The following is a 16,272-nucleotide window of genomic DNA, read 5'->3' as shown; positions in this document are numbered from 1 at the left end:
CTGGTCCGCCGGAGCCGGGGTCAGCTGCTGGGTGAGGGCCGCAGCGGCCTCGGGCGCCGGGGCTGCGGGGCGGCAGAACCCGCCCAGGTGCATCGGGCGGCCCTGGGCGCGGTAGACGGAGGGCTGGCCGCACTGCACGCACGGCGCGGCCTCGGCCATCACCAGCGAGCCGTCCGGGTTCTGGTCGAGCAGCGGGACGACCAGGCCGTCGGCGGTGTCCTGGGCGGGCGCCGGGCCGGTGAACGCCTGCGGCACGGCCGGGGACGGCGTGGCGGCGGGGAAGCGCGCGGCCAGGCCCTCCAGCAGCCGCGCGTAGGCCGGGGCGATGTCCGGGCCCGGAACGGCGCTGCCGTCCTCCCAGCCCTTCACCAGGGCCGAGTCCACCCGCAGAGCCGCGCCGATCTGCGCGGGCGTCAGCCCGGCCGCCAGGCGCAGCCGCACCCGCTCGGCGGGGAGCGGCAGGCCGGTGTTCACGGCCGCCAGCAGGGCGTCGACGGAGTTGAACAGGTCGTCGGACATCAGGGTCGGTCTCCTCAGCGTCCGTTGGGTCGGGTCGGGTCGATCCGGGGGTCGCCGAACAGGGCGTCGAAGACCGCTTCGGTGAGGCAGGCGATCGGGCCCTGCTCGGGGCGCAGGGTGTAGCCGGCGGTGCGTCCGAGGTCGGCCACCGCGATCGGGACCTGGGGCCGGTAGTAAACGAGCAGCTCCCGGCCGGCGAACTCCGTCGGCTCCACCACGCCCTGCGCGGGGTTGAACGGCAGGGCGAACGAGGGCAGGCCGGCCACCTCTTCCTCGGCGGCCAGGTGCAGGACGCCATCGTCGGTGGTGCGGAAGGCGACGGCCAGGTCCACGCCACCGACGCGGCGGTCGCGCGGCAATCCGTGGCCCTCCAGGACCCGGCCCAGCTGCGAGGGCGCCATGGCAGCCGCGATGCCCAGGGCGCGCCGGTTGGAGTAGCTGTCGCTGGCGTCCGCGCGGGACATCGCCAGCTCCTTCACCACGCTCAGGTGCTGGGTGACGCGGCTGATGCAGGCCACCAGGGCGGTCAGGTCGTCGAAGGTGGAGGCCTGCGGCGGCTCCACCAACCGCTCACCGCGCAGCACCGCGAGCAGCGCCCGGGCGAGGTCGTCATGCACCTCGACCCGCTCACCACCAATGCTGATCCTCACGGGACAACCCCCAAACAGTAGGACATAACCAAATGCTACACCAGTCGCCTTTGAGAGTTCAAAAGGGAAAGGGCCGCGGCACTGCCGCGCGCCCCTCGCCTGGCTCGTGTCAGACCGCCTGCGGGGCGGCCCGCCGATCACGCCAGTGGGCGAACAGCACCAGCCAGTGGTGCCGGGCCCGGCTCGGCACCCCCCACCTCGCGTCCGGCAGGTCGTCGCCCAAGTCCTCCAACACGATCCGCACCGCCAAGTCCAGCCAGCCGGCGCCGTACTGGTCCCCGATCAGGGTCCGCAGCTGTTCACGGGTACGCGGCATGGCGACGCGGGGGTCGTGGTGCGCGTCCCGGACCTGCCGCAGGGTCAGCGGCCTGGACAGCAGCACAGGCACCGCCAGGTCCGCGAAGTCGCGGCACTTCGCCTCGTAGCCGCTCATGTCGATCAGCTCCCGGCGCAGGGCGAGGTAGGTTTCCTTCGCCCCCTCGGTCCGGCCGGCCGCCGCGACCAGGGCCCGCGGCGCCGGGCTGTTGAGCCCGTCATCCGGCTCCCGGGTCATCGACACCCACAGGTGGGGCGGCGGTGTGTTGTTCACGAGCCGGGTCAGGTGCCGCCGGGCCTCGGTGTCGTCGCACAGCGGACCGATCTTCGTCCACGCCGTCCCACGGCCGAACGGCTCGGCCGTCACCTGGGCCCAGTAGACGTAGGGCAGCACCAGGAGCTCGTGCACCTTGCGCAGACGGGCGGTGTACTCCTTCATGGTCAGGCCGAGGTAGGCGAAATCCCCGCGGTACCCGGCCAGGTTCGCCGACCCGTCACGCCACAGCGCCCGGTGCAGATCGCCCGCCAGGCTCTGAAACTCCCCGCCCGGCAGGCGCAGCGCCGCCTCCAGCGATCCGAGCCGGGAGTTGCAGCGCCGGCAGAGAGCTCCCCGTACCTCGTCCGTGGCGTGGTCGTGGTCCACCTGCGCGGAGGCCCGCCCGCACCGCAGCTCGCAGCGCGGACGCTCCGCCAGGTACGCGGCCTTCGCCTCGGGTGACATCCGGCGATAGTCCACGCTTCACCTCCAGTGACGTGATCGAACTGTCCGTCGCCACGGTCGCAGGCGGCACCGACAGCACGTCACCCGACCGGCTGCGGGGCCGATCAGCGAGATGGCTCAGCCCGGGCACCACCAGGGCGCCCGGGCCGAACTGTCTCGCTATCGCCGGCCGCGCCCCTGACCGGAATCGGGCCCGGCGGAGCAGCCCGGGGCGACGGGGGCGACGGCAGGGCGCAGCTCGCACGGGTGTGGGGTCGTTCGGCGATGGGTCCGGCACCGCGAGGCAGGCTCGGGGCGCCGGCTGTCCAGTCAGATCGTCTGGGCGGGTTCGTCGAGCCAGGCGTGCCAACCGTCCGGGGTGACGGTCAGTCCGAGACGCTCGATGCCGGGCTCGCCCGCCCCGTGCCACCAGGCGAGGGTGCGCTCGAAGTCGTCCCACAGGCGGCGGCCGCCGTACTGGCGGACCAGGTGCGCGTCCTCACCGTCGCGGAAGGTGGTCGCCGACCAGGCCGGGGTGGTGAGGGAGTAGAGCCACAGGGTGCGGGCGCCGTCGTCGTGCGGCTGGATCGCGTGGACGACGTCGCGCAGGCGCAGGCCGGCGGCGAGCGGGAACGGGTCGAACTTGCCGTGCGGCGGCAGGACGGCGGTGGTGGTGGTCTCGGCGACGGTGCCGCCGTCCGGCGGGTTCTGCGGCCACCGCAGGCGCTGGGAGCGCATCTTCATGAACTCCACCGGCTGGAGGAACGGGCCGGACGCGGTGCCGTCGCCGTGGACGGTGAGGCGGACCAGGGCGTCGGCGTTGGAGTAGTGGGTGCCGAACGGCGCCAGGATCAGCCCGCCGGGCCGGGTCTGCCCGATCCACGCCTGCGGGATCTCCCGCAGCCCGTAGGTCGCGGTGATCCGGTCGTACGGGGCGCCGGGCGGGTGGCCGAGCGCGCCGTCCGCGCAGACGACGGTCGGCCGGTAGCCGGCGTTCTCGAGTGCGGTGCGGGCCTGGGCGGACACGGCGGCGTCGATCTCGACCGTGGTCACGTTCGCGTCGCCGAGCCGGTGGGCGAGCAGCGCGGCGTTCCAGCCGGTGCCGGTGCCCTGCTCCAGTACCCGCATCCCCGGCTCGGCCTTCAGGTCCTCCAGCATGGAGGCGACCAGGGAGGGCATCGAGGCGGAGCTGGTGGGCACCGTGCCGGGCTCGGCGCCCTGGTGCTCGCCGTCGTCCCACTGGGTGACGATCGGGATGTCCGAGGCGGCCGCCGCCAGCCAGCCCTGCTCGTCCTCGGCCCGTGCCAGGGGCCGGCTCTTCCCGGTGGCCATGTCGTGCGCCCAGATCAGGTCCGGCAGGAACAGCGAGCGCGGGACGGCGTCGAAGGCCGGCGCCCACGCGTCGGCGACGGGGAAGGACCGCCCCGGCGCGGGGCGGTCCTCCTGCTCAGGTGCGAGCGTCACTTGCGGTGTCCCCCGTCTCCGGGCGGTGTGGTGCCATCCGGGGACGGCGGGTCGGACGGCGGCGTCCACGGGGTGCCCGGGTGCCCGTCCCCCTCACCGCCACCGCCGCCCGAGCCTCCGCCGCCGTGGCCTCCGTCGATGTCCATGCCGACCTCCTTGTCGTCGCTGTGATGGTGCCCTCCCGGGGCCCGGGGAGGAGTAGAGGGGCGCCCCGGCGCACCGGGGCACACTGTTGCGCCTACGCCGGGCCGGGAGGGCGGGTGCGCAGATCCGCGTGCACGGTTTTGCCGAACGTCTCCAATGTCGCGCCCCAGTGCCCGCCGGTCAGGCGGTGGACCAAGGCCAGGCCGCGACCCGACTCAGCCGCGGAGCCCGCCTCGATCAGGCAGGGCAGGGCACGGGAGCCGTCGCGGACGCTGATCCGCACACACCGGCCGGTGACACGCTCGACGGTGACCGTCATCCGGCGCCGGCACCCGGTCTTCGCGGCGTTGCCGACCAGCTCGCTGACGATGAGTTCGCCGGCCTCGACCAGGTCATCCAGCTCCCAGCCGCGCAGCGTGGTGCGCACCAGGTGGCGGGCCTTGGCGGCGGACTGCGGCTCGTAGGGCAGCAGCGCCTTCGCACGGTCGGCGGCCTCGGGCCGTGTGGGGGTCTCGACGGCTGCGGTCACCGGGCACCCCGCACCCGCCGGCGCCGCCCAGGTGCGGCCGTAGCCGGTGGGCGGGGTATGGGGTGCGCGGCCACGGCGGTACTCCGCTCTCTCGTCGGCGGTGACGGCTGCGCGGACCCGACGGGGGGGGCGGGCCCACGCAGCGGCCCCAACTCGCCGCCCGCCCCAGGCAACGTCCGGGTGTCCGGTCCGTCACTACGGGCGACGGATCGACGGTAGGGAGTGACCGGCCGGACCCTCAACGCGTTTGCACGCGTTTGCAGGAATTCAGCCCACGGAGTCAGTGGCCCGGGCGATCAGGGCCCGTGCCTGCGCGCCGTAGACCGCGAAGTCCTTGAGCCGGTCGAACGCGCTCGCGTAGAGCGTGAGCTCGCTGGGCGTGGTGACGGTCACCTGGGCGGACAGCAGCTCCACCCCGGCCTCGGCGTCGTCGAAGATGTTGAACGTCTCCACCGGCCACATGGTGCGCTGCGCGGTGAACGGGATGACGCCCAGCGAGACGGCCGGCAGCGCCATGGCGGCCCGCAGGTGCTCCAGCTGCTCGGCCATCGTCTCGACGGTCCCGAGACGGTAGTAGAGGACGGACTCCTCCACCAGGATCGCGAAGCGGTGGTGTCCGGTGCGCACGACGCGGGAGCGGGCCAGGCGCGCCTTGACGGCCTCGGCGACGTCGTTGGGGGTTCGGCGGAAGTCGGCCACCGTGGCGAGCAGCGCGGTGGCGTAGGCCTCGGTCTGCAGGACGCCCGGCACGACGCGGGAGGAGTAGGAGCGGAAGTGCCGGGTTCGCTCGTACAGCGGCGCTGCGGATTCCTGGAGGCGGCGCAGGCCGGTGCGGGTGAGGCGGCGCCACTCGACGTACATGGAGTCCACGGCGCGGTTGGCGGCGATCAGGTCCTCGGCCTGGTCGTCGGCGCCGCAGGCCCGGCACCAGGTGCGGATGTCGGCGTCCGAGGGCGCGGTCTTGGCGTTGATGATGCGGGAGGTCTTGGCGCCGTTCCAGCCGCACCGGGCGGCCAGCTCCTGCCCTTGCAGACCGGCGTCCTGCATGATCTCGCGCAGCCGCGCGGCGACGGCCAGGCGGGCTTCCTGGGCGCTGGAGGAAGGGGATGCGGGCATGGAGCTGGTCGTCCGGTCCGGGGCGTCAGACGGTGTACTGCTCGTGCGGGACGGCGCGCTCCCAGACCGCCTCGAACGCGTCCGCGCAGAGCTTGGCGACGACGGGGTCCTCGCACATCTCCGGCCCGCCGGAGGCCCCGTCGCCGGTGAAGTGGTTGAAGCGCACGATCGTCCCGTCGAACAGCCAGAAGTCGTTCCCGGGTAGCGCGAGGTCGGAGGCCCGGCGTCGCGGCAGCCAGCGGACCTGCTCGCCGGCCGCGAGGTTGACCACGGTCCCGGCGTGCTCGTAGCGGATGTACTCGGTGACCGGCTCGGAGACGATCCGGGCGCGGCGCACCACGACACCGCGGGCGACGGCGGCCCGGATCATCGACACCCAGCCGGACCAGCCCGCGCCCTCGGGATCGAGGTCCGGGTGCACGCCGGTCCGCTGGAACTGCTCGAACTCCTCGGCTTCGCCGACGATGCCGTAGGAGTCGCGCATCTCCAGGTGCACCGCGGAGTGCCGGGCGCCGGCCAGCAGCTCAGAGAAGGCCGTCACGTTCTGCATCGTCGAGCGCCTTCCTGATGATCGCCGCCATGCGCAGCGGGATGCGGGTCACGTTCTCGTGGTCGGGGGTACCGACGGAGTGGCCGGGCACCCACTCGGTCGTCCCGATCTCCGTCAGGAGCTCCTCGCCGGGCTTGAGGCCCTGGACGACCAACTCCCTCTGCTCGTCGTCCACCCACACCATCGGGCTCTCGTCCTTGCCGGTGTTGGGATCCACCCCGGCGAACCGTAGCGTCATGATGCCCTCCCGTACCAAGTCGGTTGCGCAGTTTTGCACGACGCCCCACCTACAGGTGACGGCCCGTCAAGGGCGCGAGGAAGCATAGAGACAATCCCTGCAAGCCGACTGCTGCCGGACTTCGCCGTTCGCCTGCCAGGACCACAGGACCGGTCCCAACGCGCGCTCGACCCGACTGGTCTGCCCGTCCCCGGTCGCCGTGCTGGCAGTAGGCGGAAATGCGATGACACGCCCGTGGTGTTCTTCGGGCCACTGCGCCCCAGATAGCCTGCCTTCCGTGTATTGGGCATTCGACGGTCAGAGGGACCGGGCATGAGCAGAGTGATCGCGGTCTACAGCGAGAAGGGCGGCGTCGGCAAAAGCGCCTTGGCAGCCGGCCTTGCAGCCGCCGCCCGCAAGCGAAACCTGGACGTCGTTGCCGGAGACCTCGACCCCCGCGGCACCTTCACCGCTGAGCTTGGCATCCCCGAAGACGAGGCCCCGGCCTTCAGCATGAACGACCTGCTCGCCCTCGACCCCCAGGGCGAGACCTGACTGGCCGCCGAAGCCTTCGCCCCGGCGTCCGACGCGTGGCCGGGAGTCCAGGTGATCGCAGCGGAGCGCGCCCTTGCCAACCGGGAGACTGACAACGTCGCTGTCGGACTGGAGTTCCGCCTGCGGCTTGCTCTGAAAGGTGCCATAAAGCCTGGCTCGGTCGGCGTCCTCGACTTGCCGCCACGCGCTGGCGGCAAACTCGTGACCTCGGCCCTCGTCGCAGCGACCGATGTGATCATCCCGGCGACCCTCGACGAGGACGGGCGCATCGGCGCCAAGGAGGCCCTCGCGACCATCAAGCTGGTCAGGGACCTCGGTATGAACCCGGACCTGCGGGTAGTGGGCATCGTCCCCTCCATCGTTCCCGGCGGGCGCAGCACCCTGAAGGACGCCATAGGGGCTTACCTGGCGGAGACGTACGGGGATCTGTACCGCGACGATCTCGCTATTCCCCGGCATTCGGTGCGCCAGCAGACGCGTTTTGCCTGCGTGCCGATCACTGCGGCCTCCGGCAAGGAGGCTCAGGCGCTTACAGGTGCCTATGACCGAATCCTCACGGCAGCGGGAGTACCCCTGTAATGGCCAACAAGCTGATCCAGGCCGGCACCAGCCGGCTGAAGAAGGCGCCGGACTCCGCAGTCGACCCGGCGGTGCCCGCTGAGCTGCAGCAGCAGGCTGCCTCCTCTGCGCTGCCGGCGATTGTGGACGCCCAGGGCACGCCGAGCGTCTTCGCGGGCGGCCGGGTGCTCACCGCCGAGGACATCACGGGAACTCCCAAGGAACAGCTCGAATATGTCACCGAGCGGCTGATCGAGATCGACGGCCTCGGGCGGCGGGCCGAGGACTTCGTCGTGCTCAACAAGGGCGTCCTGCTGGAGACCGCGCAGGAGCGGGAACTCCACGTGGTCGCCGGCCACTCGAACTTCGCTGTATGGGCGTCCGGAGTCCTGGACGTGGACGAGAAGTACATCTTCGAGCTCATGCAGGACGCGGTTCGGGCGCGGGCGGTCGCTGAGCTGGGGCCCGAACTCACCCAGTACCTGAGCCGCGCCTCGGCCCGCAAGGCGGTGGCTGCGGTCATCGCCTCGCATGACCTGAAGACGGCCCGCACGGTCGTCGAGCGCGGCGTCGCCGAAGCGGCCGAGCATGGCAAGAAGCGCCCCACCGCCGCCAGGCTGGTCGAGCTCGCCGCCGAGCTGACGACGCCGTCCATTCCCGAGCAAAAAGCGGGGTCAGAAATTTCTGACCTCACCCCTCACGAGCAGAGGTCAGAAATTTCTGACCTCGGGAACGAGGAGCAGCCAGGTATCGCCCAGCTACGCGACCTGAGCCGCTCTGCAGCCGTACTGCGAGAGCGGGTGACCTCACTGCTTGCCCCTCGCGCGTTGAAGTCTGCAGTGGAGGCCGACCCGGGCGCAGCCCATCGACACCTCGAGGACCTCGACATCGAGCTGCAGCGTCTCGGCAAGCGCTTGGCGACCGCCAAAAAGACGGCCGCAGCAGCAGTGGCGGCGGCTCCAGTGGACGCGGAGATCGTCGACTGATCCCCGGACAGTAACGGGCGCCAGTCCACCCGGAAACGCAAAAGGGGCCCGTTCCTGGCTACTCACGCCAGGAACGGGCCCCTTCGGGTACTGCTGTCAGACGGCGGCCGGAGTCAGCCCGATCGCGCGGGTGACGGTGGCGAGGGTGGCGGTCCAGTCGCCGTTGAAGTAGACGGCCTTGTCGCACACGTACGCAGCTGCGCCGAGTTTGAGGTTGGTCACCAGGATGGTGCCGCGCTCGGTCCTTGTTCCGGCACGCCCGTGTCCCGCGAGCAACATGTCTCGCAGGACTAGTGCAGCGCCGCGTTGATCCTTCGGGGGTTCATGCGGCTTGGAGTGGGCTGCCGTCGTAGGTCCAGCGGTAGGGCTTGGCGTCGTGTTCGCCGTAGGCCAAGACGAAGGTGGCGCTCGACGATGCCGGCGATGGGAACCTCGCGCGCCGCTGGGGATCTCAGGGTGTAGCCAGCACCACCCTCAAGACGGAAGCCCGCATGATCGAGCGTCAGGGCGGGGCCGGGCAGGATCGTGCCCGTGAACACTACCTCGAACCGCAAGCGCCGTATCAGCGCTGTCGCAATCCTGGGTCTCGCCGCATCAGTGGCCGCGACCGGCACCGGACTCGCCGCCACGACCCCGCCGTCCACCGTGCACGCGACCGCCGCCACAGCTGCCGCCGCGCCCCCGCGGTCCTTCCAAGGCACGCTCCCCGCGCCGACCGGCCCCTACGCCGCCGGCGAGGACGTCATCCACCTCACCGACGCGAGCCGTCCCGACCCGTGGGTGCCGTCATCCGGCCCCCGCCAACTGACCGTCACGATGGTCTACCCGGCCGTCCCCGGGACCGGGACTCCGGCCCCTTATATGACCCTCGCCGAGGCAGCCGGAGCCATCCAGCACCGGAAGACACCGGCGAGCTCCGGCGTCACCCCGCAGAACCTTTCCAGCGTCACCACTCACGCCTTCGACGGCGCGCGGCCGCAACGCGGCAAGTATCCGCTGGTGGTCCTCTCACCCGGATACGAGGACCCGCGCATGGTGCTCACCTCGCTCGCGACCGACCTGGCCAGTCACGGCTACGTCGTCGCGCTTGTCGGCCACACCTACGAGGACAGCGGCGAGACGCTGGCGAACGGCCAGACGCCGCCGTGCGCGATCTGCGATCACCCGGAAACGCTCGACTTCGACTCCGTCGCCGCCAGCCGCGCGCTGGACGTGTCCTTCGTGATCGACCAGTTGACGCATGGCAATACCGCGTGGCCCCTGGCACACCTCATCGACAAGCACGAGATCGGCATGGCCGGACACTCCCTCGGCGGAGCGGCGGCCGCCGCCACGATGATCGCCGACCCGCGAGTACGGGCCGGAGTGAACATGGACGGCTCCTTCCACCCGGACCCGATGCCCGGCCAGATCAACCGGCCGTTCCTCATGCTGGGTGCGGCCGCTTCCCACCACTCGGCCGGCGGCGAGTGGGAGCAGACCTGGGCCGCCCTCGGCGGCTACAAGAAGTGGCTGACGGTCGCCGACGCCGACCACACCAGCTTCACCGACCTGGACCTGCTTCTGGAGGAGGCCGGGTTCCCGACGCCGCCCCTCTCCCCGGAACGCGGGGTGGTGATCACCCGCGAGTACGTGACAGCGTTCTTCGACCAGACGCTGAAGGGGATCCACAGTCCGCTGCTGGACGGCCCCTCGCCGAACAATCCGGAAGTACTCTTCCAGTACTAGCTAGGCGCTAGCAGCGAGGCCTGCTCGTATCGGGTCCCCCGGCGTTGTCGCTTTCCTGTCGCCTCGGGATCGCTGCTGACGTGATGGACGTCACCGTCCCCAGGGATGCGTTAGGCAGCAGCCGCGTGACCGCTTGGGCGGGGGCCTGCGCCCGTGTTACGCACTGGGCACGTAGACGTTCGATCTCCAGGTGCTGAGCGGCGAGCCGGGAGAGGGCCAGCTGTCGGAATGCCATGATTTCCTTGAGCTGCTTCTCCTGGGCTTGGAGGCGCTGGGCCAGGACCGCGCATATCGCGGTCTAGTTCCTGCTGCAGCCGGGTCTTCTCCACTTGCTGGCTGCGGCCGATCGCGGCAATGAATGCCTTCTTGTTCTCGGCGCTGGCGGCCCAGACGGGCCGGTGGCAGGGGTGGTGGGTGGCCTGCGGGCAGCGCGCGGCGTCGCACATTCCCAGCAGGGGCTGGTCGGCGGCCGGGGTGCCGGCGAGTTTCAGGCACAGGGCCTTGGCGGGGTCGGCGAACCAGCAGTAGTTCGCGGTGCCCAGGTGCAGGGTCTTCGCCCGCCGGGCAAGAAGGTTCATCACCCCTTGGTCCCCGCGCTTGGTGGCCGGCGCTCCGGGTGCCCGGTCGGCTTGGGCGTCGACGAAGGCGAAGAAGTCGAGCAGGCTCTTGGCGCCGGGGCCAGCGGGTCGTCGACCGGCCTTGTAGTCCTGCCAGACCTGCCAGGTGAGGTCCTTGTTGCGTTCGGCTTCCAGTTTTCCGACTTCGGCAAGCAGGGGGGCGGCCTGGGCGCCGCCGGGGCGGGCTAATGGTGGAGTCGGGTATTGGAACTGTCCGAATGCCATGTCGGTGCGACCAGCAGGGGCCGGTCATCCATGGCACTTGAGCTTGATCAGCAGGACATCGTCGGCAAGCGCGTCCAGGTACCCGCCGATGTCGTGTTGGTAGTGCCACCCATCCTCCAGGTGAGGGCAGGTGCCCCAGTCCTCGCAGATCCCGTGGACTGGCGAATCTCCGTCCTCGATCCACCAGCCGTCGAGCGTGAGAAGGTCGGGTTGCTGGATGCGGGCGGTCACCCGGCGCACGAAGTCCGCCCGGTCACCGTCGAGTGCGGCGACAAGGCCGATCTGGTTGTGCAACCACAAGATGTCTCCGAGCTCCGGGATCTGACTGAGCGGATCCGCGACGAACGCCTGAAGCAGCGGCTGTGTCGTGAAGTCGGCCCACATCCGCTCCGTCGGATAGCCCTGCGGATCCTCGAAGTGACGGGCGCGGAGCGTCGACCACGGCAGCATCGGCGGATGCTCGGGGGCGAGGCGGTGCCACAGATCCCACGGATCACCCGCTCGGGCTCGGACGGTCGCCATCCGCTTCGAGAGTGCGCGAAAGTCGGTCAAGTCCAGCAGCCCCCGTGGCCCGCCGGCGCACATCCCGGGCAGGCTTGGAAGCGGCGTGCCATCGCTGCGCGGGTCGTCGTGGATCAGCTGCGTGCTGTCGTGGAACCCGGGGCGTGCCGAGAATCCGCTGCCGTCACTGCCTCCGCGGATCGCCCACCAGTCCCAGATAGACCGCCACTGCGGGTTGGCGTACATCTCGAACGGTGCCACCGCCTGCCCGAGTGCCGTGACGAGGTCATCCCGCGCAGCCGCGGGCAGACAGGCCACGACCCGGATTCCCGCCATCGCCGCCCCCGTATCCCATGCTCGACCAGTCCGTGCCTGACCATATCGGGCTGATCCCGCCCGACACGAGGAGGTTTTCCGGGAAGTGATCATTTCAGCGGTGGGACGCGATTCTCAGCATGATGCTTCGTTGAAGGCCGGCCCCAGACCCAAAGGTGCTGTTCATGAGGAGTCATGTGCCACTTCCGCTCGGGTCGGGCCAGCTGTTCCGCCGGCTGACGTCTGCGGCGTAGGCGGCCCAGTCCCCGGCGGACGCTTTCTGCCATTGGACGGCGACTTGGATGTGGATGCCGAGCATCCGGGCGAGGATCGCGGCGGGCAGTTCGGCGGCGAGGGTGAACAAGGCGGTGGAGCGGTCCTGTTGGGGCCGGATGCCGATCTTGTGAAGCCGTATGCCGAGCTGGCTGTCGCTGAGCGGACGGCCGGGTTGTCCTCCAGGAAAGAGCCAAGGGACGTTGTCCGGAGTGCCGATCTTGGCCTTGCCGTGTCGGGTCGCGACGAGCTCGCGGACCAGGGCGGCCAGCGGGGTCGGGAGGATGACGGGCGAGGTTCCGAAGGTGATCCCGACGGTCTCGCCAGTGATGTCGACGTCGTCGACGGTGAGCTGACTGACGGCGGAGATCTTCTGCGCGTAGAGGATCAGCAGCAGGCCAGCGACGCGGTCCGCGGTGGGCAGCGCGTTGTCGTTGAGGAGGCGCCGTGCGTCCGCCCAGCGTTTCTCGCTGTCGATGGTGCCCTGCGGGCCGGTCCAGCGGACGGCGCCGCAGGTGAGACCGTGGGCATGGCGATGCTGTACGGACCAGCGGATGAAGTGGCCGGTCTCGTCGCGGTAGCTGAAGTCGGGATCGGTCATCCAGCGTTCCAGGTCGGGCTGCGTGCAGTGCCCAAGGTGAGTCCTTCACCAGCGAACCAGGTAAGGAAGTTGTCGGCCGCAGTGACATGGCAGCGAACGTTGAGGTCCTGGAGCTGGGTGGTGTGCTGTTCGCCGATACGGCGGCGAAGTCGACGCAGGTGGTGCCAGACCGCGTAACCGTGCAGGATCCGGCGTTCGGTGGGGTCCGTGCGGGCTTGGACTGTCGTGGTGATCCACTTCTCCAGGGCGACGAGCCGTTCGTCGCGCGGCGGCAGAGCGCCGGTCGCAACGAGGACACTGCGCAGGTGAGCCAGCACCTTGCCCGATGGGAGTTCGTCGAGAACCTCGTGAGTGACGGGACGCTCGTCGCGGCCGATGCGTTCCAGCAGGTCCCGGGCCTTGGAGCGGGAGATCCAGGACAGGGCGACGTCCGGGCGCTCGGCGCTCGTCAACGCCTCGTGGAAGGGCGCGAGTCCGGGCCTGATGGCTCCGGCGCTGTCGCCGAGGAGGTCGCGGACCTTCTGGTCGAGGACACATCGCTGGCAGGGGCGGGGGCTGAGTTGCCAAGTGGTCGCGCAGGCGGGGCAGCGGCCCCAGAAATCGGGGTCGGGGTTGGTGCACTTCGCGCACAACAGTTCCTCCCAGGTGCCGCCGCGGGCCTGGGCGACAGTGCCGCAGCCGCTGCAGGTCACCCATCGCTGCTGGCAGCGTTCGCACCAGGGCTGGCCGGTTGCCCGGGAGACCTCGCATGGGGCGGTGCGGCCGCAGATCCCGCACCCCCTGATCTCCTTCGGCCGGCAGTTCTGGCAGCGGACACCGTCGGCGAGCCGGACGGCGACCGGCTGGCGGCGCCCGCAGCCGACGCAGACTTCCAGGTTTACTGGCGGGAGGGGGTTATTCCGACCGTGCACTATTCCCTCGATTGATCTCGGGTTTGGTGCGGCGGGGGCTCGGTGGCTCTCCGGCTACTACAACCCATGCTGCCCACGTCCCCTCCCTGTTGCGGACCGCGCCGCCTTCGTCGGCCGCTGAACGTTCCGGCGGGTCTCAGGTCCGCGGGGGTGCCAACCACCGTTCTGCGCGGCCCTGTTTGTCGGAGTCTCCAGAGTGGCGGGCGTGCGCCAGCAATCGGGCGCGCAGCGGTTCGGGCAGGCCGGCAACGTCCCGCTTCTGGCGCGGGCGAGTCTTCCAACCCACCAGATGCCGCACGGCCCCGGCGTCGTGCCGCTCCTCGGCCCGCGGGTCAGCCAGCCCGGCGAGCAGGTCGGCGATCGGCACCCTGCCGAGCAGTTCGCCAGGCACGCCTTCGTGGACGGGGTAGCCAGAGCAGCGCCCGCTGCCGGAGCCGTACCAGTCGAGCAGGGCCAGCACCCGCTCCACCGGGTCGGGGAACGTCAGTTGCAGTCGGTCCGTGAGTTCCGCGAGCAATTCGGGAGAGGGACTGCCGCCGGTGCGGGAGAGGTCGAGGATCCGGTCGGCGAGCCCCTCCAGTCCGGCGGGCATCGCGGCCAGCCAGTTGCGCTTCTCTTCGGCCCCTTCCTCCGCTCGTTGCCGGTCGGCCTCGAACTGTTGCATGGGGCCGGGTATGCCGTGCCTGTCCAGCCAGGCCAGGAGCAGGCGGCCGTCGGCGAGGACGGCGTCGCTCTCCCACTGTCCCCACCTCAGTGTCGCCCCGTGGTGCAGGACGACGACTGCAAGCCGCCCATCGTCCCGGTCGAACACCTCGAAGCGGACGTCCCCGAGGCACATGCAGTGGAACCCGGGCAGCGATTCCACGGTCATGGCCGTCCTGAGCTGTGCCGACTCCGCCGGATCGGAGAGGTCCACCCGGATCTCTCCGTCCGCCCCGAACCCGCTCACCGAGCTCACCTGGACCACATGTGCCTGCTGCAGCACGCTGTCCAGCGCTGTCGTCCCGTCCGTGAACCGATCCCTCCCCGTCTGGGCCGCAGCTGCACAGCCCGCTCGATTCCACCGCGGCTCCCGACCGCCTCGCAACCCAGTTCCCCCGCGCCCGCATTTCAGCTCGCACGCCGACAGGCGGATCCTTCCGGGGTGAAGGTGAAGCCGTCCGTGAACAGGGTGCCGCCGTCCCGGAAGGCCCAGAGAACGGGCTCGGCATGAACGGAGGCCGACGACGAGCTCGGACTCGGGGCGAAGGCGTTCCAGAGGTGAAAACAGAGCAGGGTGTCGTCACGTCGGTCGGTCGCATAGGCCAGCGTCTTCGGGTAGTTGGGGTTGTTTCCCCCGAAGAGCACCGAGGGCGGACCGAACGCCGTCACGACGTCGCTGAGGAGACGGTCCTTGCGGCACCAGGTCTCGCTGACACGACGGATCTCGTCATGCTCAGCCGAGGTGAGAGTCCGGTCGAGTCGCAGCCATCCCTGACGGTATGCGATCTCGGCATAGACCGAGGCCACGGCGCCCTCGTGTGCATCACCCCAGAGATCTTGAAAGGCTCCGCTCACGCCGGTGGAGAAGGATCCTCGGCGGGTTTGCAGGTCCTTCAGTTCCTGCTGCCATGCCTGCTCGGCGGCGTCCGCGAACGCCACTGCGTCCAGGTAGAGCCTGAGTGCCGTCTCTCCGCCGTACATCCCCGGCCGACGCAGGGCGTCGTTCAACTGGGTGAGCAGGTACTCGCGTACTTCTCGGGCCGTGCGCCCGTCGTTGTGGCCGGTCGTGTCGGTCATCGTCTGTTCTTCTGTTGGTCCTCGGTCCGAGCTGCGAGGTACTCGGCCCAATCGCGTCGGGCGTAGGCGACCCAGCGGAGTGCGGTGTGGCGGTGCATCCCGGTCACGTCGGCGAGGATCGGGCTGGGGAGATCAGCAGCGAGGGCGGCCAGCGCCGCGTTGCGGGCGGTGCGAACCGGGATGCCGTGGCGGCCCAGTTTCTGCGTCATGCCATGCGTCGAGATCGGCATGCCGCCGTCCAGGGTGAGTGCGGTGAGGCGGTGGCCGAAGCACTTGGTGAAGATCATGGAGGAGTCGCCGGTGCGGGGTTCGCGCCTGCGGTAGTCGACGGCTGCCAGGATGAAAGGCCTGGCCCTCGGCGGGACGATCGGATGTCGTCCGAGCGGTGCGCCAGGACTCTGCTGAGGCGTACCGGCGGGCGGGCGCTGAGGAAGAAGCGGCGAGGGTGTCGGACATGGACGGTGAGTAGGGCGAGCTCATGCCTGTGAAGCGGCGTGTGTGCTTGCCGGCAGCGGTCTTGAGCCGTGCCGCCGACGCCAGGTCGACGGCGATGACGGTGAACTCGAAGCATTCGCGGCGCAGTTGGTTCGGCTGCAGGCCAGCGTAGAAATCAGCGGGGGTGCATCGCATCCGGCCTCGGCTCCACCCGGCCGGGCCGCCACCGGCCACCGAGCCTCGCGGGCCATCCCAGACGACACGAAACCTTCAGCGGAAAACGACAGAAGCCTTCAGCCCCAACGACACACGTCTTCAGCGGCGTGACCGCACCACCCCGGCGAGCTGGCCGCTGAAGGGGATCTGACGTACCAGCGCTGAAAACAGCCTGTCGCCTAACACTCACGCGCACCGGCGGTGGTCGATCTCTGGAAGATCGACCACCGCCGGTGTCGGGCTAGTGTCCTGCGCCAGAGATCCGTCGTTAGATCGTTCATGAGTCCTTCTCCAGATGTTCCGGTGCGTCGTCGTGGTCCCGCGTTGGAGCCGTTGTTGCTGTCCGAGGAGGAGCGGGCGGTGTTGAC

The 16,272-nt window shown here is 70.3% G+C and carries 20 protein-coding genes; 4 read left to right on the top strand and 16 right to left on the bottom strand.

The features are described 5' to 3' along the window. The 8 genes from KS423_RS18155 to KS423_RS18120 all read right to left on the bottom strand — a co-directional run. Window positions 1-519 (bottom strand): helix-turn-helix transcriptional regulator (locus tag KS423_RS18155; protein WP_224280591.1); only part of this gene is annotated, 519 nt, incomplete at its 3' end. A 14-nt stretch (window positions 520-533) separates the two neighbouring features. Next, a complete protein-coding gene (locus KS423_RS18150; RefSeq protein WP_224280590.1) occupies window positions 534-1,169 on the bottom strand; it encodes a hypothetical protein in 636 nt (211 codons plus the stop codon). 109 nt (window positions 1,170-1,278) lie between these two features. After that, window positions 1,279-2,205 (bottom strand): endonuclease domain-containing protein, encoded by a 927-nt coding sequence (locus KS423_RS18145; RefSeq protein ID WP_224280589.1) that lies wholly within the window; start codon window positions 2,203-2,205, stop codon window positions 1,279-1,281. Window positions 2,206-2,514: 309 nt separating this feature from the next. Continuing rightward, on the bottom strand, window positions 2,515-3,648 hold the full coding sequence (locus KS423_RS18140) for a methyltransferase domain-containing protein (RefSeq protein WP_224280588.1): 1,134 nt from the start codon (window positions 3,646-3,648) through the stop codon (window positions 2,515-2,517). Between the two features lie 238 nt (window positions 3,649-3,886). Continuing rightward, window positions 3,887-4,321 carry an ATP-binding protein gene (locus KS423_RS18135; protein WP_224280587.1) on the bottom strand — a complete coding sequence of 145 codons (435 nt, stop codon included), beginning with the start codon at window positions 4,319-4,321 and terminating at the stop codon, window positions 3,887-3,889. A 267-nt stretch (window positions 4,322-4,588) separates the two neighbouring features. Further along, window positions 4,589-5,437, bottom strand: a complete 849-nt coding sequence (locus KS423_RS18130; protein WP_224280586.1) for a helix-turn-helix transcriptional regulator — start codon at window positions 5,435-5,437, stop codon at window positions 4,589-4,591. Window positions 5,438-5,462: 25 nt separating this feature from the next. Beyond that, on the bottom strand, window positions 5,463-5,987 hold the full coding sequence (locus tag KS423_RS18125) for a DUF6879 family protein (protein WP_224280585.1): 525 nt from the start codon (window positions 5,985-5,987) through the stop codon (window positions 5,463-5,465). Next, window positions 5,962-6,225 carry a hypothetical protein gene (locus KS423_RS18120; protein ID WP_224280584.1) on the bottom strand — a complete coding sequence of 88 codons (264 nt, stop codon included), beginning with the start codon at window positions 6,223-6,225 and terminating at the stop codon, window positions 5,962-5,964. The genes KS423_RS18125 and KS423_RS18120 overlap by 26 nt, the downstream gene beginning before the upstream one ends. A 312-nt stretch (window positions 6,226-6,537) precedes the next feature. Here KS423_RS18120 and KS423_RS18115 point away from each other — a divergent pair, with 312 nt between their 5' ends. The 3 genes from KS423_RS18115 to KS423_RS18105 are packed head-to-tail and all read left to right on the top strand — an operon-like array spanning window position 6,538 to window position 8,303. Further along, the gene (locus KS423_RS18115) at window positions 6,538-6,759 is read left to right on the top strand and encodes an AAA family ATPase (protein WP_224280583.1); all 222 of its coding nucleotides are present in this window, start codon (window positions 6,538-6,540) and stop codon (window positions 6,757-6,759) included. 51 nt (window positions 6,760-6,810) lie between these two features. Beyond that, window positions 6,811-7,338 carry a ParA family protein gene (locus tag KS423_RS18110; protein ID WP_224280582.1) on the top strand — a complete coding sequence of 176 codons (528 nt, stop codon included), beginning with the start codon at window positions 6,811-6,813 and terminating at the stop codon, window positions 7,336-7,338. After that, on the top strand, window positions 7,338-8,303 hold the full coding sequence (locus tag KS423_RS18105; RefSeq protein WP_224280581.1) for a hypothetical protein: 966 nt from the start codon (window positions 7,338-7,340) through the stop codon (window positions 8,301-8,303). The genes KS423_RS18110 and KS423_RS18105 overlap by 1 nt, the downstream gene beginning before the upstream one ends. Window positions 8,304-8,399: 96 nt before the next feature. Here the strand turns inward: KS423_RS18105 and KS423_RS18100 are convergent, their stop codons facing one another. Continuing rightward, window positions 8,400-8,582: a hypothetical protein gene (locus KS423_RS18100; RefSeq protein WP_224280580.1), complete on the bottom strand. Its 183-nt coding sequence runs from the start codon at window positions 8,580-8,582 to the stop codon at window positions 8,400-8,402. Window positions 8,583-8,834: 252 nt separating this feature from the next. Between KS423_RS18100 and KS423_RS18095 the strand changes: the two genes are divergently transcribed. Then, on the top strand, window positions 8,835-10,031 hold the full coding sequence (locus KS423_RS18095) for an alpha/beta hydrolase (RefSeq protein WP_224280579.1): 1,197 nt from the start codon (window positions 8,835-8,837) through the stop codon (window positions 10,029-10,031). Window positions 10,032-10,141: 110 nt separating this feature from the next. Here KS423_RS18095 and KS423_RS18090 read toward each other — a convergent pair whose 3' ends face one another. The 7 genes from KS423_RS18090 to KS423_RS18060 all read right to left on the bottom strand — a co-directional run bounded on the left by KS423_RS18090 (window position 10,142) and on the right by KS423_RS18060 (window position 15,540). Beyond that, window positions 10,142-10,873, bottom strand: coding sequence for a hypothetical protein (locus tag KS423_RS18090; protein WP_224280578.1), 732 nt, complete (start codon window positions 10,871-10,873; stop codon window positions 10,142-10,144). A 24-nt stretch (window positions 10,874-10,897) separates the two neighbouring features. Then, window positions 10,898-11,710 carry a hypothetical protein gene (locus tag KS423_RS18085; protein ID WP_224280577.1) on the bottom strand — a complete coding sequence of 271 codons (813 nt, stop codon included), beginning with the start codon at window positions 11,708-11,710 and terminating at the stop codon, window positions 10,898-10,900. Between the two features lie 172 nt (window positions 11,711-11,882). Beyond that, window positions 11,883-12,563 carry a hypothetical protein gene (locus tag KS423_RS18080; protein WP_224280576.1) on the bottom strand — a complete coding sequence of 227 codons (681 nt, stop codon included), beginning with the start codon at window positions 12,561-12,563 and terminating at the stop codon, window positions 11,883-11,885. Then, window positions 12,560-13,255, bottom strand: a complete 696-nt coding sequence (locus KS423_RS18075) for a hypothetical protein (protein ID WP_224280575.1) — start codon at window positions 13,253-13,255, stop codon at window positions 12,560-12,562. The genes KS423_RS18080 and KS423_RS18075 overlap by 4 nt, the downstream gene beginning before the upstream one ends. Before the next feature lie 355 nt (window positions 13,256-13,610). After that, entirely contained in the window at window positions 13,611-14,423 is an 813-nt protein-coding gene (locus KS423_RS18070) for a hypothetical protein (RefSeq protein WP_224280573.1), read from the bottom strand. 161 nt (window positions 14,424-14,584) lie between these two features. Continuing rightward, entirely contained in the window at window positions 14,585-15,253 is a 669-nt protein-coding gene (locus KS423_RS18065; protein ID WP_224280571.1) for a hypothetical protein, read from the bottom strand. Further along, window positions 15,250-15,540, bottom strand: a complete 291-nt coding sequence (locus tag KS423_RS18060; protein WP_224280569.1) for a hypothetical protein — start codon at window positions 15,538-15,540, stop codon at window positions 15,250-15,252. The genes KS423_RS18065 and KS423_RS18060 overlap by 4 nt, the downstream gene beginning before the upstream one ends. Between the last annotated feature and the right edge of the window lie 732 nt (window positions 15,541-16,272).

This window comes from Streptomyces sp. LS1784 (assembly GCF_020103755.1).
GTDB lineage: Bacteria > Actinomycetota > Actinomycetes > Streptomycetales > Streptomycetaceae > Kitasatospora.
The sequence above is the reverse complement of the archived record's forward strand: the minus strand, read 5'-3'. Positions and strand labels throughout refer to the sequence as shown.

Excerpts from the sequence above, each read along its gene's own strand:
- KS423_RS18130 (WP_224280586.1), bottom strand. The coding sequence starts at position 5,437 with ATGCCCGCATCCCCTTCCTCCAGCGCCCAGGAAGCCCGCCTGGCCGTC.
- KS423_RS18080 (WP_224280576.1), bottom strand. The coding sequence starts at position 12,563 with ATGACCGATCCCGACTTCAGCTACCGCGACGAGACCGGCCACTTCATC.
- KS423_RS18085 (WP_224280577.1), bottom strand. The coding sequence starts at position 11,710 with ATGGCGGGAATCCGGGTCGTGGCCTGTCTGCCCGCGGCTGCGCGGGAT.
- KS423_RS18125 (WP_224280585.1), bottom strand. The coding sequence starts at position 5,987 with ATGCAGAACGTGACGGCCTTCTCTGAGCTGCTGGCCGGCGCCCGGCAC.
- KS423_RS18065 (WP_224280571.1), bottom strand. The coding sequence starts at position 15,253 with ATGACCGACACGACCGGCCACAACGACGGGCGCACGGCCCGAGAAGTA.
- KS423_RS18105 (WP_224280581.1), top strand. The coding sequence starts at position 7,338 with ATGGCCAACAAGCTGATCCAGGCCGGCACCAGCCGGCTGAAGAAGGCG.
- KS423_RS18115 (WP_224280583.1), top strand. The coding sequence starts at position 6,538 with ATGAGCAGAGTGATCGCGGTCTACAGCGAGAAGGGCGGCGTCGGCAAA.
- KS423_RS18100 (WP_224280580.1), bottom strand. The coding sequence starts at position 8,582 with ATGTTGCTCGCGGGACACGGGCGTGCCGGAACAAGGACCGAGCGCGGC.
- KS423_RS18060 (WP_224280569.1), bottom strand. The coding sequence starts at position 15,540 with ATGATCTTCACCAAGTGCTTCGGCCACCGCCTCACCGCACTCACCCTG.
- KS423_RS18120 (WP_224280584.1), bottom strand. The coding sequence starts at position 6,225 with ATGACGCTACGGTTCGCCGGGGTGGATCCCAACACCGGCAAGGACGAG.
- KS423_RS18145 (WP_224280589.1), bottom strand. The coding sequence starts at position 2,205 with ATGTCACCCGAGGCGAAGGCCGCGTACCTGGCGGAGCGTCCGCGCTGC.
- KS423_RS18090 (WP_224280578.1), bottom strand. The coding sequence starts at position 10,873 with ATGGCATTCGGACAGTTCCAATACCCGACTCCACCATTAGCCCGCCCC.